The organism is Pseudomonas sp. BN505, from assembly GCF_029873175.1.
Classification (GTDB): Bacteria; Pseudomonadota; Gammaproteobacteria; order Pseudomonadales; family Pseudomonadaceae; genus Aquipseudomonas; species Aquipseudomonas putida.
On sequence record NZ_SSOI01000026.1, the window covers coordinates 108,420 to 126,983 of the forward strand.

Consider the following 18,564-nt stretch of genomic DNA (forward strand, 5'->3'; position numbering starts at 1 on the left):
CATGGGCCCATTGTTCGCAAGGCTGGTGGACTCCAGCGACCCTGCGCTCATGCGCCAGGCGTTGGCCTGGCTGTATGGTTTCGTACGCCCGCATCGGCGTGCCATCGGCCTGTTGCTCGGCTTGTCACTGGGCGCCTCGCTGCTGGCGCTGGCACAGCCCTGGCTGGTCAAGACACTGATTGACGAGGGGCTGTTGGCCAAGGACTACCAGACCCTCTGGCACATGGCGGCGATCATGATCGGCGCGGGCCTGTTGGGCACGGTGCTGGCCGGGGTCAACCGCTACCTGCATACGCGGTTGTCGGGGCGCATCCTGTTTGCCCTGCGTGATGACCTGTACCGTCACCTGCAGCAGTTGTCGCCGACATTCTACGGGCGGCGGCGCATGGGCGACATTCTTTCGCGCCTGGATGGCGATGTGGCGGAGATCCAGCGGTTTGCCGTGGATTCGTTGTTCTCGGCTGTATCTGCCGTCATTGGCCTGGTGGGCGCGGTGGCGTTGATGCTGATGCTGTCATGGCAGCTGTCGCTGTTGCTGGCGTTGCTTGTGCCGATCGAGGTGCTGTGGCTGCGCTGGATGCGGCGCAAGGTGGAGCGCGAGGTGCGCAGCCTGCGCGAGCGTTCGGCGGATGTGTCTTCGTTCCTGGTGGAGACCTTGCCGGCGATGAAGTTCATTCAGGCAGCCGGCCAGCAAGGCCGCGAGGCAGGTAGGCTGGATCAGCTTGGCCAGGGTTACATGCGCCAGTTGCTGAAGGTACAGGTGACAGAGTTCTTTACCCAGGCCATCCCCGGGACGCTCACTTCCTGGTGCCGCGCTTGCGCGTTTCTGGTGGGCGGCTGGTGGGTGATCCAGGGAACGTGGCAGTTGGGTGCGCTGATCGCCTTTTCCACCTATATGGGCATGGCGGTAGGCCCGGTGCAGAGCCTGCTGGGCCTGTACGTGGCGGTACAGCGCATGGCGGTGAGCCTGGGGCGGGTAATGGAGCTCAAGCGCGAGGCCGTGGCCGTGCGCCCGGCAGCCAACCCGCTGCCCATGCCCGACGGGCCGGGCGAATTGCGCCTTGAGGCGCTGAGCTTCGCCCATGAAGGGCGGCAAGGCGCCGTGCTGGACAACGTGCAGGTGTGCGTGCCGGGTGGCCTGAAGGTGGCCATCAGCGGTGCCTCGGGGGTGGGCAAGTCGACCCTCATCGACCTGCTGCAACGTTTCTATGACCCGGACGCCGGGCGCATCCTGCTGGATGGCACCGACCTGCGCGAACTGGACCTGGCCGCGCTGCGCCGTCGCATAGCCGTTGTCAGCCAGGACATCGTGCTATTCCGTGGCACCCTTGCGCAAAACCTTGCCTACGGTGTGCCGGAAGCCAGCCGCGCGGAGCTGGAGCGGGTGGTGCGCCTGGCGCGGCTGGACAGCCTGGTCGATAGCCTGCCGTTGGGCCTGGACGGCCTTTTGGGCGAACGTGGCCAGCAGTTGTCCGGCGGCCAGAAGCAACGCATTGCCATCGCTCGTGCGGTGCTGCAGGCCCCGGCCATTCTGGTGCTGGACGAGGCTACCTCGGCAGTGGATGAAGCCACTGAGCGCGAAGTGATTGCGGCCATCGACCAACTGTTCGCTGGCCGCACGCGCATCCTGATCAGCCATCGGGCTTCGACCCTGGCCGACGCCGACCTGCACTTGCAGCTGCATGACGGCCAGTTGCAGGTGCTGCCGCAGGAGGTGATCAAGCATGGGCCCTGACGTGCGCGTTGGCATCCTCGACAGTGGCTGCTCGCCGGAGCAGGCCAACCGTTTGCTGGGTGCCCGCCGTTTCTGGCTGGAAGACGGCCAGTTGCGTGAAGGAGAAATACGGCCGGACCAGCTTGGACATGGCAGTGCGGTGCTTGCCGGCTTGCAACGCGAGGCCGGCCCGGTACCGTTGCTGGTGGCCCAGGTGTTTGGTGGCCAGGCCAGCACCAGCGCCTTGCAGGTGGCGGCCGGGCTGTTGTGGCTGGTGGAGGCAGGGGCCACGCTGGTCAACCTCAGCCTGGGGTTGCAGCAGGACCGGCCTGTGCTGCACCAGGCCTGTACCGAAGCGCTGGCGGCTGGCGTGCTGTTGTGTGCATCCAGCCCGGCGCAGGGTGAGCCGGTGTACCCGGCCAGCTACCCCGGGGTGCTCCGGGTTACCGGGGATGCCCGTTGCGCGCCCGGCCAGTGGTCCTGGCTGGGCACCCGGCAGGCAGATTTTGGCGGTTATGTCGGGGCAGGCGGCAGGGCGGGCGCGAGTTTGGGTTGCGCAGCCTTGAGCGGCAGGATCGCGGCGCTGATGCGTGAGGAGCCGGGGATGGACCGCCAGCAGGTTTATGACTGGTTGCGCCGCAATGCAGCGTTTACCGGCCCTGAGCGACGGGGTGCCAGCCATGCCTGAACCGCGCATTGTGGTACTGGGCGCCGGCCCTGCAGGTGCTGCCACCGCCATCGGCTTGCGGCGGCTTGGCTACACCGTGACGGTGGTGTCGCAATGGCGCCGTTTCGCGGCAGTGGAAGGGGTTTCGCAACGGGTACTCGAGGGCTTGCGGCATGCAGGCCTTGGTGGGGCGTTGGGCCAGGCGGCCATGCCGGCTACCCGGCAGGTGCACTGGAATGGCCAGCACCTGCACATGAACCAGGAATTCCTGCTGGATAGGCAACGGTTTGACCGGGCGCTGCGCGACGACCTTCAGCGTGCGGGCGTGAGTGTGGTCGAGGGGCGGGTGCGCGAGGTTGTGCAGGAGAACGTTCACCATGTCCGTCTGGACGATGGGCAGGTACTGATCGCTGACTTCCTCGTCGAGGCTCGTGGTCGCCAGGCGCCGCTTGCCGCAGACCGCCTGCGTGGGCCAGAGACGGTCAGCCTGCTCAATGCCTGGCAGGGTAGCCCCGGGGCGCCCGCGTCGGCGGTGGAAAGCCTGGAGGATGGTTGGGCGTGGATGGCACGGCTTGAGGATGGGCGTTGCTATTGGCAAGTCACCCTGGATGCTGCCGGGTTGCCAGGCAAGGCTGGGTTGGCAGATTACTGCGCGGCTCGGCGTGGCTGCAGTGCGCTGGTGGCCGAGCTGTTCGACGCCCAGGCATCGTTACCCGCGCAGGTGCATGCGCGTAGCAGTACCGCCATTCTTGCCGGTGAGTGCGTTGGGCCGGACTGGATACGCGTGGGCGATGCGGCGATGGCGGTCGATCCGCTGTCGGGCAACGGGATTTTCCAGTCGTTGTCTTCGGCGTTACAGGCCCCGGTGGTGATCAATACGCTGCTGCGCAGGCCTGAGCGGGCGGAGCTGGCGCGGCAGTTTCACCAACAGAGGGTCGAGCAGCTGTTCCTGCGCTTTGCCCGCATTGGCCGCGATTTCTATGCTCAGGAACAGAGACGGGCGGGGCAGCCGTTCTGGGGCCAGCGCCAAGGCTGGCCGGATGCGCTGCCACTGCATCAGGCGGCGGATTGGCAGGCAGTGCGGGTTGAGCGGCGGCCAGTGTTGCGTGATGGGCTGGTGGATGAGGCCGAAGTGGTGGTGACGACGGATCAGCCACTGGGGGTTTGGCATTTGCAGGGGGTGGAGCTGGCGCCGATGGTGCGGGCATTGCAGACTGGGCAAGCCGTAGAGGCTGTTCTGTCAGGGATGTCGGGTGAACAGCAGATGATGGTTAGACGCTGGCTGTTGGAACTGGGCCTGGTTTGATATTTCCGGGGCCCAACTGCATGTGAATTTCGATTAGGCCGACAGTTCCTCATGATCCCGTCCCTTCATGAATATCGAATGTCGGCAACTATCCAAACTACCAGTTGTGGGTAGGAATGGTTACTGCTCAGATTGCAGCATGAGAACCTCTTGCACAAATAGGTGTGCTATGAAGAAGCATCATTTCTACCAAGGCAACAAGCTATCGAGATTCGGCCCGAGCAATCAGATGAGCGTGATTCTGCAGAGTAGTTTTGCACCACTTGCCGAGCAATGGGCAGGAGTAGCTGCTAGTGCTGTCCTTATTTCCACCGATACCGCAAACTCAGTTGTGCATGCGGCGGGCACCACTGTTTACACCCCCTATGGCCATTTTGACCTGATTCGTCATGGCTGTGCGCTGGGCTTCAATGGTCAGGCACGTGATCCTGTGATCAATTCTGATTTATTAGGGAATGGGAAGAGAGCGTTCAGTCCATTGCGCATGCGCTTCAATTCGCCTGATGATCTCAGTCCATTCGGCCTGGGTGGTGTCAATGCATACGCATATTGCGGGGATGACCCTATCAACTATACGGATCCAACGGGAAATATAAAACTTGATATCGCCCTCAAGCGTTTGACACGAAATCGACCACGGCCACTTGAGACACGAGATCCCGCCTTGCCAACTGCGGTGGTACGCCCACGAATCGGCGGCGGGCTCGTAGATGGTCCAGCCGCAGGTCCACCAGCTACAGCGAGAGTACATCGGCAAGCAGCCCCAGAGCTTGCGATGAGCGGACCCTTCACAGCGGAAGAACGGGCGAATGTAGCCGTTACAATGCGAACTGCTCAAACCTATCCATTTCTTAGTTCTCAGTTACTCCCTCATGGTGGGTCGAGACTTGTTCCAACCTTGGTCGGGCACTTGCAAAGGCAGGCCCGAGGAGGGTCGCCTCCATATCCGATAGAAATAGCTTATATAAACTACATCCCTAACCACAATACGCCATCTGGCCAGCAGGCCGCTTCGCAGGCGCTGGCACTTGCACGTCTGGTGGTTGCTGTGTCTCAAACGAGAAGCAGTAGTTGAATGCAGAGCGCCGTAGTTCAGGCCGTCCTTGGACGCTATCACTCCAGATTCTGATTCTCCTTTAAGACACTACCGTTTTTGTGTTGCGCTGGGCTGCAGGGCGGGACCTGAACTTAAAATCAGAAGAAGGTCCCGACCACCAGTTGCATGTAGGTGCCGGTATCCCGCCCGCCCAACTGCGTACCACCATTCGCCGCACTGCGCTCAGGCTGGTAGAACCCCACCAACGGGCTGATCAGCAAGTGGTCGTTGACCATCCACTCCACATACAGGTCCAGCTCCCGACCGCCGAGGTTGCCCTGGTCGGTGTCCAGCGTATCGAAGTCAAAGTACAGCGCCCCGACGGTGAGGTTGTCCCGTGGCTTGCCTTTGAGCGCCATGTGGTGCACCTGGCTGTTCTTGTTGAACGGCCCGGCATAGTTGGCTGCCACTTCACCCTGGAACCAGGTGCCATAGCCTCGGCTCAGGCCGTAGAACAGTGGGTCGAAACCTTCGGAGAAGCGGCTGTAGCGGTAGGTGGCGGTGGGTGACCAGGGCAGTTCGGAGAACGTCCAGTTGCCCTCCAGGTACCAGGCATTCTCGCGCCCGCCGGTCTTGTCCTGGGTCACGTACTCGGCAGCCAGCTCGAGGTCTTTCACGCCCAGGTTGCCGCGCCCGCGCAGGCTGGCGGTGTTCATGCCGTCGCGGTGCTCCAGGCCCATGATGTGCGCGTAGCGCTGGTCCACGTCCAGGCCGCGGATCCAGCTGAGGCCAAGGGTACCGGCGTCGGCGACGTGCTCCAGGTTGGCTACCGCCATCGAGGTGTCGGCCTGGTAGTGGTTGTCGGACTTCAGCCACATCAGGTCGCCGCGCCAGCCCTGTTTGCCGCCCAGGCGCAGCACGGCGGTGCGGTCGAAGGCCTTGCGGGCAGCCAGGTAGTAGGCACCGCCACGGTCGAAGTTGGCGCCCAGGTCGACCTTGCCCAGGTTCACCGGGTCGCCCTGGATCAGGAAGCCGTCACCCAGCGTCACCACCTGGCGGCCGCCAGAAATGTCCACGCCGTCTTCGCCCAGCGCCGGGAACAGGTTGGCCGAGCGCCAGCCCAGGTACAAATCCTCGATGGCGGTACGGCGCTCATCGCCCAGGGTCAGGCCGGCAGCATCGCCGTCGCCCCAGGTTGCGGAACTGAGCAGGTTGAAGGCGCCGTACGCGGCCCCGCTATCGGCCAGGGCCTGGCTGCCGCTGAGGCCGTATTTTACGTAGCCTTCCTGCCAGGCGGTGCTGCCGGGTTGGCGGTTGCCGGCTTGGTTGAAGCTTTCGTCGCTATGGAACGTGCCGAACAGGGCTTCGAGGTCGGCGTTGAGGGTGGTGCCGTTCTGGTTGTACAGCTCGTAGGCCTGGCTAGCGGGCGCGGCGAGCAGCAGGGCCAATGTGCAGGCGAGTGTGTGCCTCATGGGGGGCTCCATGGTTTTTTATTGTTGTTTTTGGGTTGCCTGGGCGGCCTCTTCGCAGCACAAGGCTGCTCCTACAGGAACCGCTTGCGCTTGTGTGCGGCGAAGAGGGCGGTACAGGCAGAGGATCAGAGCTTGATCAGCACCGATTTGAGCTCGGTGTAGTGCTCGATGGCCGCTGCGCCCATCTCACGACCCACGCCAGACATCTTGTAGCCACCAAACGGCAGCGCCGGGTCAAGCGCGCTGTGGCAGTTGACCCACACCGAGCCGGACTTGATGCGCGGGATCATCCGATGCACCGCCGCCAGGTCGTTGGACCAGATGCTCGCACCCAGGCCATAGGGGTTGTCGTTGGCCATGCCGATTACTTCGTCCAGGTCATCGAACGGCATCGCCACCAGCACCGGCCCGAAGATTTCTTCCTGCACCAGGCGGTGGCGCTGGTCGACATCCACGATCACCGTCGGCTTGACGAAGTAACCCGGGCCAAAGCCTTCGCCGCCGCAGGCGATGGTCGCACCCAGTTCGCGGCCAAGCTCGATATAGCCGGTGACGCGGTCCTGCTGCTTGGCCGAGATCAACGGGCCCATCTGCACGGCCGGGTCCAGCCCGTTACCCAGCTTCATGCCGTTGGCGATGCCGGCGATGTCGGCCACCACATTGTCGAAGTGCTTGCGGTGCACGTACAGCCGCGAGCCAGCGCAGCAGACCTGGCCTTGGTTGAAGAAGATCGCCGTGGCGGCGCCGGCAGCAGCTTCCTGCAGGTTGGCGTCGGGCATGACGATGGTCGGCGACTTGCCGCCCAGCTCCAGGGTGACGCGGGTCATGTTGTCCATGGCCGCCTTGCCGATCAGCTTGCCCACTTCGGTGGAACCGGTGAAGGTCAGCTTGTCGACGCCGGGGTGGCGGCTGAGCGCGGCGCCGGCATTCAGGCCGGTGCCGGTCACCACGTTGAACACGCCTGCCGGGTAGCCAGCTTCGTCTACCAGTTCAGCCAGCTTCAGCACGCTCAGTGGGGTTTCATCGGCGGGCTTGAGCACGATGGTGCAGCCGGTAGCCAGGGCCGGGCCGAGCTTCCAGCAGGCCAACAGCAGCGGGAAGTTCCAGGCGACGATGGCGCCGACCACGCCGATGGCCTCACGGCGCACAAAGCCGTGGAACTGGTCGTTGGGCATCAAGGGCATGGAGGCTTCTACGGTGCTACCCTCGATCTTGGTGGCCCAGCCCGCCATGTAGCGCAGGAAGTCGATGGCCAGTTGCACGTCCATCACCTGGGCGACGGCGGCGCTCTTGCCGTTGTTCAGGCATTCCAGCTCGGCCAGCTGGCGAGCGTCGCGCTCCATCAGGTCGGCCAGGCGCCACAGCAGGTTTTGGCGTTCCCGCGGGCGCAGGCGGCTCCACGGCGAGTCGTCGAAGGCCTGGCGTGCTGCGCGCACGGCGCGGTCGACATCCTCGGCGTCGGCGGCGGGCACTTCGCCCAGCACTTCGCCGGTGGCCGGGTTGCGAAACGACAGGGTGCGACCGCTGGCGGCGTCCTGCCAGTCGGCACCGATGCGCATTTTCAGCTTGCGTTCTAGAAAGGCGCGGGTGGCGGGCAGGATGGGCAGTTCACAAAGCATGGGGCTGTGCCTCTTGTCATTGGGTGTAAAGGGCACAGGCGCAATGGGCGTGCCAAGGTGGGCAGATGGCCGCAAGGCGTTGAAGGCGTTGGGTTTTGCCTGGGCGCAAGGTTGTGATTGCAGGCGTGCGCTGTTGCACATTGAGACGGTGTGAGACGGTGGTGCAACAGTGGATGTCCCGGCCTCTTCGCGGGCTTGCCCGCTCCCACAGGTACAGCGTTGACCCCAGGCGTTGTGCCATTCCTGTGGGAGCGGGCATGCCCGCGAAGGCCTGCGTGGCAGGCCCTTGTCTCAGGATGAAACACCTAGTCGCGAATTGGCACGCTGCAAGTGGCCATCTTGGCTGCTGGCCAGGCCACGGAAACTGCCTAAAAGGTTGAAAGGCAACGCTTTTACTGCAACTGGCACAGTTCCTGTATCACATCTGCCACATGCACACCTGCTGTACCAAAGCGTGCGAAAAACGATAAGAACAACATCCGTGGAGGTCTGACCTTGAAGACGACTCGACTCCGGCGGCATGCGGGCAAACTGGCGCTGGTCGCCGCCGCGCTGCTGAGCACCCAGGCCATGGCGGCCGAGCAGGGCCCGAGCCTGTTGCAGAACAAGTGCATGGGGTGCCATATCCCCGAAGGCAACGATACCTACAGCCGCATCAGCCATCAGCGTAAAACGCCGGAAGGCTGGCTGATGAGCATCGCTCGCATGCAGGTGATGCACGGCCTGCAGATCAGCGACGACGACCGTCGCACGCTGGTCAAGTACCTGGCCGACAAGCAGGGCCTGGCGCCCAGCGAAACCGATGGCGTGCGCTACGCCATGGAGCGCCGGCTGAACACGGTCGAGCATTTCGACACCCAGCTCAGCGAAACCTGTGGCCGCTGCCACTCTGGTGCTCGCGTCGCCTTGCAGCGCCGCCCCGCCAAGGAGTGGGAGCACCTGGTCAATTTCCACCTCGGCCAGTGGCCATCCCTCGAATACCAGGCCCAGGCGCGGGACCGCGACTGGTTGCCGATTGCCCTGCAACAGGTGGTGCCGGAACTTGCCAGGCGCTACCCGCTGGACAACCCGGCCTGGGCTGAATGGCAGCAGGCAAAACCGAAGGCCGACGTGCTGCCGGGGCAGTGGGCGTTCAGCGGCCACATGCTGGCCAAGGGCGATGTGCGCGGTGTTATGAGCGTTTCGGCCGGGGAGGGCGACACCTTCAAGGTCGAGGTCAAGGGCGCCTATGCCGACGGTACTCCTTTCAACGGCAACGGCACTGCGATCCTGTACAACGGCTATGAATGGCGCGGCAACGTCAAGGTTGGCGACACCAATCTGCGCCAGGTATTCGCGGCGCTGGATGGCGAAATGAAAGGCCGCATGTTCGAGGCCGAACACGACGAGCGTGGCCTGGACTTCATGGCAGCCAAGGAAGGCAAGGCACGCCTGCTGGCGGTGCAACCGGCATTCATCAAGGCCGGTGGCGAAAGCGAGATCACCTTGGTGGGCAGCGGCCTGGACGGCAAGCCCGACCTGGGGGCCGGGGTAGAAGTGACCGAAGTGCTGGAGCAGACCCCGACGCTGTTACGGGTCAAGGCCCGCGCGGCAGCCGACGCCAAGCCCGGGCAGCGCGAAGTTGCAGTGGGCGCGCTCAAAGGCGTGAACCTGGCGGTGTACGACAAGGTCGAGGAAGTGAAAGTCGTGCCGGCGTTCTCCATTGCCCGCATCGGCGAAAACGGCGCTTCGGTGCCGAAGGTGCAAGGCCGCTTCGAGGCGGAAGCCTGGGGCAAGGATGCCAGTGGCCAGCCGCTGCGCATCGGCTACCTGCCGGCCACCTGGAAGGTCGAGCCGTTCAACGAGCGTGCGGTCGAGGACGAGGACGTCAAGTTCGCCGGGCAAATGCAGGCCGATGGCGTGTTCGTGCCAGGCGGTGCCGGCCCTAACCCTGAACGCAAGATGATGACCAACAACGCGGGCAACCTGAAGGTTATCGCCACGCTGGCCGACGGTGGCCAGACCGGCGAAGGGCACATGATCGTCACCGTTCAGCGCTGGAACAACCCGCCGCTGCCGTAACGGCAGGGTGCAACGGTTTTCCATCGGATCGATTACCGGGAGGTCGCCATGGGCGCACTACTGAACCTGGTCGAACGCAACCTGCATGAAGTGCAGGTTGATGCCGACCGCATGCTGTTCCATATCCCCAGCAGTTCGCTGTTCACCGCCGACGCGGTGACCGGGGGCATCATCGACATGTTGCGCCAGCAAGGCTGTTCGGCCGAGGAGCTGATGCAGCGCCTGGGCCAGCAGTTTGCCGGCAATGATATCCAGGACACCCTGCGCGAGCTGATCGCGCTGGAGCTGGTCAGTGACGGCTCGCCGCTGACCCCGGAAATCGGCGTCAAGCGGGTCGAGCGCACCGCGCTGAATACCGTGGTGCTCAACGTCAACACTGGTTGCAACCTCAGCTGCACCTATTGCTACAAGGAAGACCTGGACAAGCCTTCTGCCGGCAAGAAGATGAGCACCGCCACCGCCGAAGCCTCGGTGGAAATGCTGCTCAAGGAGTCGCCCGACGAGGAGCGCTACAGCGTGGTGTTCTTCGGTGGCGAGCCGTTGTCCAACCGGCCGCTGATCGAGCACATGGTGGCTTACTGCGAGCGGCGTTTCGCCGAGGCGGGCAAGCAGGTGGAGTTCATCATGACCACCAATGCCACGTTGCTGACCGAAGAAATTGTCGACTGGCTCAATGCCCACCGTTTCGGCCTGTCGATCAGCATCGACGGCCCCAAGACCGTGCATGACCGCAACCGCATCACCGTGGGCGGGCAGGGTACTTACGACGTGGTGCGGCGCAAGGCCGACATGCTGCTGTCGCGTTACAACAGTCGCCCGGTGGGGGCGCGGGTAACCTTGACCCGCGGCATCACCGATATCGAGACCATCTGGAACCACCTGTTCAACGAAATGGGCTTTGCCGAAGTCGGCTTTGCCCCGGTCACCTCCGGCGACATGGCGGCGTTCAACCTCACCGGCGAAGAACTGGTTGAGGTCTTCGCCAACATGAAGGCGCTGGGCCGCCGTTACCTGGACGCAGCACTGGAACACCGCAACATCGGTTTCTCCAACCTGCACCAGCTGATCACCGACATTCACGAGGGCCACAAGAAGGCCCTGCCATGCGGTGCCGGGCTGAAAATGCTGGCGGTGGACCATGAAGGCGAGCTGAACCTGTGCCACCGCTTCACCGGCTCTAGCCTGCCGACCTTCGGCAACGTGCATCAGGGGGTGAAGCAGGTGGAGCTCAACGACTTCCTATCGCAGCGCCTGGACCGCAGCAACACCGGCTGCGAGAGCTGCCGCATTCGCAACCTGTGCTCTGGCGGCTGCTACCACGAAAGCTACGCCCGCTACGGCGACCCGCAGCACCCGACTTACCACTACTGCGAATTGATGCGCGACTGGGTCGACTTCGGCATCGAAGTCTACAGCCGCATCATGGCCGCCAACCCGGCCTTCATCGACCGCTACATCACCCCGCGGAAGGCGCACTGACATGAAGCATTTGAAGCCCCTGAACAACAAGGCGCGCATCCTTGAGCAGGCCGCTGCCGAAGACCGCATCGAAGAAGTCATGGCCATGAGTGCGGTGGCCGGCTGCACGGCCACCACGGACCCGGGTTGGGAAGTGGATGCCTTTGGTGGCGTTAGCTCGCTGTGCCAACCGATGGAGGCCGACCTGTATGGCTGCTCCGACCCTTGCTGGTGGCCGGCCCAGGTGCCGGACATGATGAGCACCTATCAGGACTGGAACGCCCAGGCGACCAACTCGGCGGATGACTGGCGCAACCTGGGCACTGTGTTCCCGAAAGACAAGTGACCGGCCCAACAAGAATGACAAGGGGAAACCGCATGAAAGCTGGACGCTGCGCGCAACTCGCGCTCACCATCGCCGCCACGGCCTGCGCCGGGCTGGCTCAGGCTGACGACACCGGGCCTGCGCTGAAGGCTGGCCACGAATACATGATCGTGACCAACTACCCGAACAACCTGCATGTGGTCGATGTGGCCACCGACACGGTGTACAAAAGCTGCCAGATGCCCGACAAGTTCGGCCCTGGCACTGCGATGATGGCGCCGGACAACCGTACCGCCTACGTGCTCAACAATCACTACGGCGACATTTACGGCATCGACCTGGATACCTGCAAGAACACCTTCCGGGCCAACCTGTCGAGCGTGGCGGGTGAAGTGGGCCGGTCGATGTACTCGTTCGCTATCAGCCCGGATGGCAAGGAAGTGTACGCCACGGTCAACCCGACCCAGATGCTGAACGACCATTACGTGGTCAAGCCGCCACGGCTGGAGGTGTTCAGCACCACCGATGGCCTGCAGGCCAAGCCGGTGCGCACCTTCCCGATGCCGCGCCAGGTGTACCTGATGCGTGCCGCCGACGATGGCAGCCTGTTTGTCGCAGGGCCGGACATCTACAAGATGGATGTGAAAACCGGCAAGTACACGGTGGCCTTGCCGCTGCGCAACTGGAACCGCAAAGGCTACAGCGCCCCGGACGTGCTGTACTTCTGGCCGCACCAGAGCCCGCGGCACGAGTTCACCATGCTGTACACGATTGCCAGGTTCAAGGACGACAAGCAGGACCCGGCCACCGCCGAGCCACTGTATGGCTACCTGAGCGTCGACCTCAAGACCGGCAAGACCCACACCCAGGAATTCGCCGACCTGACCGAGCTGTACTTCACCGGCCTGCGCTCGCCTAAAGACCCGAACCAGATCTACGGCGTGCTCAACCGCCTGGCCAAGTACGACATCAAGCAGCGCAAGCTGATCAAGGCGGCTAACCTTGAGCACACTTACTACTGCGTCACCTTCGACAAGAAGGGCGAGAAGCTGTACCTGGGCGGCACCTTCAACGACCTGGCAGTGTTCAACCCGGATACGCTGGAGAAGGTGAAGAACATCAAGTTGCCCGGTGGTGACATGTCTACCACTACGCCACAGGTGTTTATCCGCTAGAACCAGGGTGGATTTACTGGCCTCTTCGCAGCACAAGGCTGCTCCTACAGGTCACCGCGTTCCAATGTAGGAGCAGCCTTGCGCTGCGAAGAGGCCGGCCGAAACACCACAAAAACAACAAGAGGTTGCCATGCCCCAGCCAAGCTACTCCCAGGGCAATCCAGACAAAGCCCTGCTTACCCAATGCATCGGCGACGCCTTCGATACCACTGTCGCCCGCTTCCCCGACCGCCAGGCGCTGGTGGTGCGCCACCAGGCCCTGCGCTACACCTGGCAGCAACTGGCCGAGGCCGTCGACCAGCACGCCCGCGCGCTGATGGCACTGGGCGTGCAACCCGGTGACCGGCTGGGTATCTGGGCACCCAACTGCGCCGAGTGGTGCATCACCCAGTTCGCCAGCGCCAAGGTGGGCGCGATCCTGGTCAACATCAACCCGGCCTATCGCTCCAGCGAGCTGGATTACGCCCTCGGGCAGTCTGGCTGCCGTTGGGTGATCTGTGCCGACGCGTTCAAGACCTCCGATTACCACGCCATGCTGCAGGGGCTGATCCCAGGCCTGGCCAGCGGCCAACCCGGCGCGCTGATCTGCGAGCGCTTTCCCGAACTGCGCGGCGTGGTCAGCCTGGCCGTCTCGCCACCCCCAGGCTTCCTGGCCTGGCCCGCGTTGCAAGCCCGCGCCGACGCTGTCAGCCGCGAGGCCCTGGCCGAGCGCCAGGCGCAATTGCGCTGCGATGACCCGATCAACATCCAGTACACCTCCGGCACAACCGGGTTCCCCAAGGGCGCCACCCTCAGCCACAGCAACATCCTCAACAACGGCTACATGGTCGGCGAAAGCCTGGGCCTTACCGAGCACGACCGGCTGGTGGTGCCGGTGCCGCTCTATCACTGTTTCGGCATGGTCATGGCCAACCTTGGCTGCATGACCCACGGCAGCACCCTGATCTACCCCAACGATGCGTTCGACCCGCTGGCCACACTGCGTGCGGTGGCGGAGGAAAAAGCTACCGCGCTGTACGGTGTGCCGACCATGTTCATCGCCGAACTGGACCACCCGCAACGCGGCGAGTTCGACCTGTCGAGCCTGCGCACCGGGATCATGGCCGGCGCCACCTGCCCGATCGAGGTGATGCGCCGGGTGATCGGCGAAATGCACATGGCCGAGGTGCAGATTGCCTATGGCATGACCGAAACCAGCCCGGTGTCGCTGCAGACCGGGCCCGATGATGACCTGGAGCGCCGGGTGACCAGTGTTGGCCGTACCCAGCCACGGCTGGAGAACAAGGTGGTGGACGCCGACGGCAATACCGTGCCGCGTGGCGAGATCGGCGAACTGTGCACCCGCGGCTACAGCGTGATGCTCGGTTACTGGAACAACCTCAAGGCCACGGCCGACAGCATCGATGCCGAGGGCTGGATGCACACCGGCGACCTGGCGGTAATGGACGAGCAGGGGTATGTGCGCATCGTCGGGCGCAGCAAGGACATGATCATTCGCGGCGGCGAGAACATCTACCCGCGCGAGCTGGAAGAGTTCTTCTTCACCCACCCGGCGGTGGCGGATGTGCAAGTGATTGGCGTGCCGTGCAGCAAGTACGGCGAAGAAATCGTGGCCTGGGTGCGGCTGCACCCGGGGCATACCGCCAGTGAAGAAGCGCTGCGTGAGTGGGCGAGGGCGCGTATTGCGCACTTCAAGGTGCCCCGGTACTTCCGCTTTGTCGACGAGTTCCCGATGACGGTGACCGGCAAGGTGCAGAAGTTCAGGATGCGCGAGATCAGTGTCGCGGAGTTGTCCTCCCGATAACCATCACCCCTCAGCTACGCGGACCTTTGTAGGAGCGGCCTTGTGCCGCGAAAGGGCCGCACAGCGGCCCCAGCAATTTATGCGTCACAGCTGAAATCCCGGGGCCGCTTCGCAGCCCTTTCGCGGCACAAGGCCGCTCCTACAATGACCGCGCCATGTGCTTAGCCTTGCAATAGTTCCGGGCTGTTGAAGTTGCTTAGCCGGCGATCATCCTCGGTACATTCCAGCCCCTGCACCGTCTCACGCAGCAGGGCCTTCTGCAAGCTGCGCTCACCCGCCGCCCAGGCCTGCTCCAGCATTGGCAGTATTCGCCGTGGCAGCACGCTGAACATCGGCTGCCAAAACCCACCTTGACGAACCATCGCCGCACTGTCACTGGCCACCGCCAGCCTTGACAGCGCCTCGATCAAATCGCGGTCAACCAGTGGTGCATCGCAGGCCAGTACCACCATCCACTCATGGCGTGCCACCTTGAGCCCGGCAATCACCCCCGCCAACGGCCCGGGGAAGTCCGCTTCGGCATCGCCCACCAGCTGGTCAGCGTACGTACGGTAAGCCTCCTGGTTACGGTTGCAGGAAATCACCAGGTCATCGCTTAGCGGTCGCACCACCCGCTGTACATGCGCAACAAGCGGTTCGCCCTGCCACGCGACCAGGCCTTTGTCACGGCCGCCCATGCGTTGGCCACGGCCGCCGGCGAGAATGAGGATGGAGCAGGGGGGCAGTGCATCAGGCATGAAAAAGGGCTCCGGGCAGTCATTGCCGGGAACCCTCCCATTTCACACGGGGCTTGTCCAGTCAGCTTTCGCTGATCCCGCCTTGTGCGTTGGCTTCACGCGCCTGACGCCGTCCCGCAAGGCGCATCACCACCACGAAGAACACCGGCACAAACACCACCGCCAACGTGGCGCTGAGCATGCCGCCGATCACCCCGGTGCCGATGGCCTGCTGGCTGGCCGAGCTGGCGCCGCTGGCGATGGCCAGGGGTACCACCCCGAGGATGAACGCCAGCGAGGTCATCACGATGGGCCGCAGGCGCAGGCGGGCGGCCTGTACGGCGGCGTCTGCGGCGTCCACGCCCTGGTCGACCAGGTGCTTGGCGAACTCGATGATGAGGATGGCGTTCTTCGCCGACAGGCCGATCAGGGTAATCAGGCCAACCTTGAAGAACACGTCGTTGGGCATGCCGCGCAGGGTCACGGCCAGCACCGCGCCCAGGATACCGAGCGGTACCACCAGCAGCACGGCGGTCGGGATCGACCAGCTTTCGTACAGCGCTGCCAGGCACAGGAACACGATCAGCAACGACAATGCCATCAGCATCGGCGCCTGGCTGCCGGACAAACGCTCCTGCAGCGACAGACCGGTCCACTCCAGGCCGGCGCCGGGCGGCAGCTGCGCCACCAGGCGTTCGATTTCGGCCATGGCTTCGCCCGAACTGTGGCCGGCAGCCGGCTCACCGGAAATCGACACCGCCGGGTAGCCATTGTAGCGGGTCAACTGCACCGGGCCGCTGACCCACTTGGCCTGGACGAATGCCCCCAGTGGCACCATCTTGCCGCTGTTGTTGCGTACGTGGATTTTCAGCAGGTCTTCGACCTGGCTGCGCTGGTCGCCTTCGGCCTGCACCACCACCCGCTGCATGCGGCCCTGGTTGGGGAAGTCGTTGACGTAGCTGGAGCCCACCGCCACATCCAGTACCGAGCCAATGTCGGCGAACGACACGCCCAGGGCATTGGCCTGGCGGCGGTCGATCTCCAGTTGCACCTGCGGGCTTTCGGCCAGCGAGGCTTCGCGCACGTTGGTCAGTACCTTGCTTTTGCCGGCATTGGCCAGCAGCGTGTCGCGGGCGGCCATCAGCTCGGCGTGGCCCATACCACCGCGGTCCTGCAGGCGGAACTCGAAGCCGGTCGACTCACCCAGGCCGTCGATAGGCGGCGGCAGCACCGAAAACGCCACGGCGTCCTTCAACTGGGAGAAGGCCGCGCTGGCGCGGTCGGCAATCGATTGGGCGCTGTCGTCGGCACCACGCTCGGACCAGTCCTTGAGGGTGGTGAACGTCAGCGCCGCATTTTGCCCGCTACCAGAGAAGCTGAAGCCGAGGATCACGGTGGTGTTGCCCACGCCGGGTTCTTCGGCGTTGTGTGCCTCGATTTGCGCGGCCACCTGCTCGGTGCGCATGCGGCTGGCCCCGGGTGGCAGCTGGGTGTCGGTGATGGTGTAGCCCTGGTCTTCGGTGGGCAGGAATGCCGTGGGCAACTGGCTGAAGCCATAGCCCAGCACCGCCAGCAGCACCGCGTACACCAGCAGGTAGCGGCCGCTGCGCTTGAGCGCCTGCACCACCCAGCGCTGATAGCCGTTGCTCATGCTTTCAAAGCGCCGGTTGAACCAGCCGAAGAAGCCTTTGCGTTCATGGTGCTCGCCCTTGGCCACCGGTTTGAGCAAGGTGGCGCACAGCGCCGGGGTGAGGCTGAGGGCCAGGAATGCCGAGAACAGGATCGACACTGCCATCGACAGCGAGAACTGCTGGTAGATCACCCCCACCGAGCCCTGCATGAAGGCCATGGGCAGGAACACCGCCACCAGCACCAGGGTGATGCCGACGATTGCACCGCTGATCTGGCCCATGGCCTTGCGCGTTGCTTCCTTGGGCGGCAGGCCTTCCTCGGCCATGATGCGCTCGACGTTTTCCACCACCACGATGGCATCGTCGACCAGGATGCCGATGGCCAGCACCATGCCGAACAGGGTCAGCACGTTGACCGAGAAGCCCATGGCCAGCATGACCGCAAAGGTGCCCATCAGCGCCACCGGCACCACCAGTGTGGGGATCAGGGTGTAGCGCAGGTTCTGCAGGAACAGGAACATCACCGCGAACACCAGCAACATGGCTTCGAACAGGGTGGTAATGACCTGCTCGATGGACACCTTGACGAACGGCGAGGTGTCGTAGGGGATGTCGTACTTGACGCCTTCCGGGAAGTAACGCGCCAGTTCCTGCATTTTCGCCCGCACCAGCGTGGCGGTTTCCATGGCATTGGCACCCGGCGACAGCTGCACGCTGAACGCGGTGGCTGGCTTGCCGTTCAGGCGCGTGCCGTACTGGTATTCCTGGGCGCCGATCTCGACCCGGGCGACATCACCGACGGTGACCGTGGAGCCATCCAGGTTGGCGCGCAGGACAATGGCGGCAAATTCTTCGGGGGTGCTCAGCTGGCCCTTGACCACCACGTTGGCGGTGATTTCCTGGGTGTCGCGGCTGGGCAGGTCGCCGATGCTGCCAGGCGCGACCTGGGCGTTCTGCGCGGCAATGGCCTCGGCCACGTCGTTGGGCGTCAGGTTGAAACCGATCAGCTTGCCCGGGTCGATCCAGATGCGCATGGCGCGCTCCGAACCGTATAGCTGGGCCTTGCCGACGCCCTTGAGGCGGCGGATTTCGTTCATCACGTTGCGCGCGAGGATGTCCGACAGTGCGGTTTCGTCGAGCTTGCCGTCTTCAGAGGTGAGGGTGCCCAGCAGCAGGAAGCCGGTGGACACCTTTTCCACTTGCAGGCCCTGCTGGGTGACCGGGCGCGGCAGGCGCGACTCGACCACCTTCAGGCGGTTCTGCACGTCGACCTGGGCCAGGTCCGGGTTGGTCCCCGGGGCAAAGGTGGCGGTGATGGTGGCGCTGCCCAGGCTGCTCTGCGACTCGAAGTACAACAGGTTGTCGGCGCCGTTGAGCTCCTGCTCGATCAGGCTCACCACGCTTTCGTCCATGGTCGCCGCCGAGGCGCCCGGGTACACGGCGTAGATTTCCACCTGCGGCGGTGCCACGTTGGGGTACTGGGCCACCGGCAGCTGCGGGATGGCCAGCGCACCGGCCAGCAGGATGAACAGCGCGACCACCCAGGCGAACACCGGGCGGTCGATGAAGAATTGCGGCAT

The 18,564-nt window shown here is 64.0% G+C and carries 13 protein-coding genes; 9 read left to right on the plus strand and 4 right to left on the minus strand.

The genetic code is table 11. The features are described 5' to 3' along the window. Window position 1: 1 nt before the first annotated feature. The 4 genes from E8E78_RS05625 (at window position 2) to E8E78_RS05640 (ending at window position 4,762) form a co-directional block, all read left to right on the plus strand. Entirely contained in the window at window positions 2-1,735 is a 1,734-nt protein-coding gene (locus E8E78_RS05625; protein ID WP_049273397.1) for an ABC transporter ATP-binding protein, read from the plus strand. After that, window positions 1,725-2,402, plus strand: coding sequence for a peptidase S8 and S53 subtilisin kexin sedolisin (locus tag E8E78_RS05630; RefSeq protein WP_084967041.1), 678 nt, complete (start codon window positions 1,725-1,727; stop codon window positions 2,400-2,402). Before E8E78_RS05625 ends, E8E78_RS05630 begins: the two co-directional genes overlap by 11 nt. Further along, window positions 2,395-3,687 carry a tryptophan 7-halogenase gene (locus tag E8E78_RS05635; RefSeq protein ID WP_061204169.1) on the plus strand — a complete coding sequence of 431 codons (1,293 nt, stop codon included), beginning with the start codon at window positions 2,395-2,397 and terminating at the stop codon, window positions 3,685-3,687. Before E8E78_RS05630 ends, E8E78_RS05635 begins: the two co-directional genes overlap by 8 nt. 169 nt (window positions 3,688-3,856) lie before the next feature. Further along, window positions 3,857-4,762, plus strand: a complete 906-nt coding sequence (locus E8E78_RS05640; protein WP_280313355.1) for an RHS repeat-associated core domain-containing protein — start codon at window positions 3,857-3,859, stop codon at window positions 4,760-4,762. Window positions 4,763-4,881: 119 nt separating this feature from the next. Here E8E78_RS05640 and E8E78_RS05645 read toward each other — a convergent pair whose 3' ends face one another. Together E8E78_RS05645 and E8E78_RS05650 are read right to left on the minus strand one after the other, a co-directional pair. Further along, window positions 4,882-6,195: a hypothetical protein gene (locus E8E78_RS05645; protein WP_084967042.1), complete on the minus strand. Its 1,314-nt coding sequence runs from the start codon at window positions 6,193-6,195 to the stop codon at window positions 4,882-4,884. 125 nt (window positions 6,196-6,320) lie between these two features. Continuing rightward, window positions 6,321-7,814: an aldehyde dehydrogenase family protein gene (locus E8E78_RS05650; protein ID WP_016499470.1), complete on the minus strand. Its 1,494-nt coding sequence runs from the start codon at window positions 7,812-7,814 to the stop codon at window positions 6,321-6,323. Between the two features lie 495 nt (window positions 7,815-8,309). Here E8E78_RS05650 and peaA point away from each other — a divergent pair, with 495 nt between their 5' ends. The 5 genes from peaA (at window position 8,310) to E8E78_RS05675 (ending at window position 14,637) form a co-directional block, all read left to right on the plus strand. After that, a complete protein-coding gene (gene peaA, locus E8E78_RS05655) occupies window positions 8,310-9,875 on the plus strand; it encodes a quinohemoprotein amine dehydrogenase subunit alpha (protein WP_232861166.1) in 1,566 nt (521 codons plus the stop codon). Between the two features lie 48 nt (window positions 9,876-9,923). Continuing rightward, complete coding sequence (gene peaB, locus E8E78_RS05660; RefSeq protein ID WP_049274520.1) at window positions 9,924-11,354, plus strand: quinohemoprotein amine dehydrogenase maturation protein; 1,431 nt, start codon at window positions 9,924-9,926, stop codon at window positions 11,352-11,354. Window position 11,355: 1 nt separating this feature from the next. Then, the gene (qhpC, locus tag E8E78_RS05665; protein ID WP_016499473.1) at window positions 11,356-11,679 is read left to right on the plus strand and encodes a quinohemoprotein amine dehydrogenase subunit gamma; all 324 of its coding nucleotides are present in this window, start codon (window positions 11,356-11,358) and stop codon (window positions 11,677-11,679) included. Window positions 11,680-11,711: 32 nt separating this feature from the next. Continuing rightward, complete coding sequence (gene peaD / locus E8E78_RS05670) at window positions 11,712-12,833, plus strand: quinohemoprotein amine dehydrogenase subunit beta (RefSeq protein WP_280313360.1); 1,122 nt, start codon at window positions 11,712-11,714, stop codon at window positions 12,831-12,833. Between the two features lie 130 nt (window positions 12,834-12,963). Then, the gene (locus E8E78_RS05675; protein ID WP_280313362.1) at window positions 12,964-14,637 is read left to right on the plus strand and encodes a fatty acid CoA ligase family protein; all 1,674 of its coding nucleotides are present in this window, start codon (window positions 12,964-12,966) and stop codon (window positions 14,635-14,637) included. Window positions 14,638-14,798: 161 nt separating this feature from the next. Here the strand turns inward: E8E78_RS05675 and mobA are convergent, their stop codons facing one another. After that, on the minus strand, window positions 14,799-15,374 hold the full coding sequence (mobA, locus tag E8E78_RS05680; protein WP_059395356.1) for a molybdenum cofactor guanylyltransferase MobA: 576 nt from the start codon (window positions 15,372-15,374) through the stop codon (window positions 14,799-14,801). A gap of 61 nt (window positions 15,375-15,435) precedes the next feature. Further along, complete coding sequence (locus E8E78_RS05685) at window positions 15,436-18,564, minus strand: efflux RND transporter permease subunit (RefSeq protein WP_084967046.1); 3,129 nt, start codon at window positions 18,562-18,564, stop codon at window positions 15,436-15,438.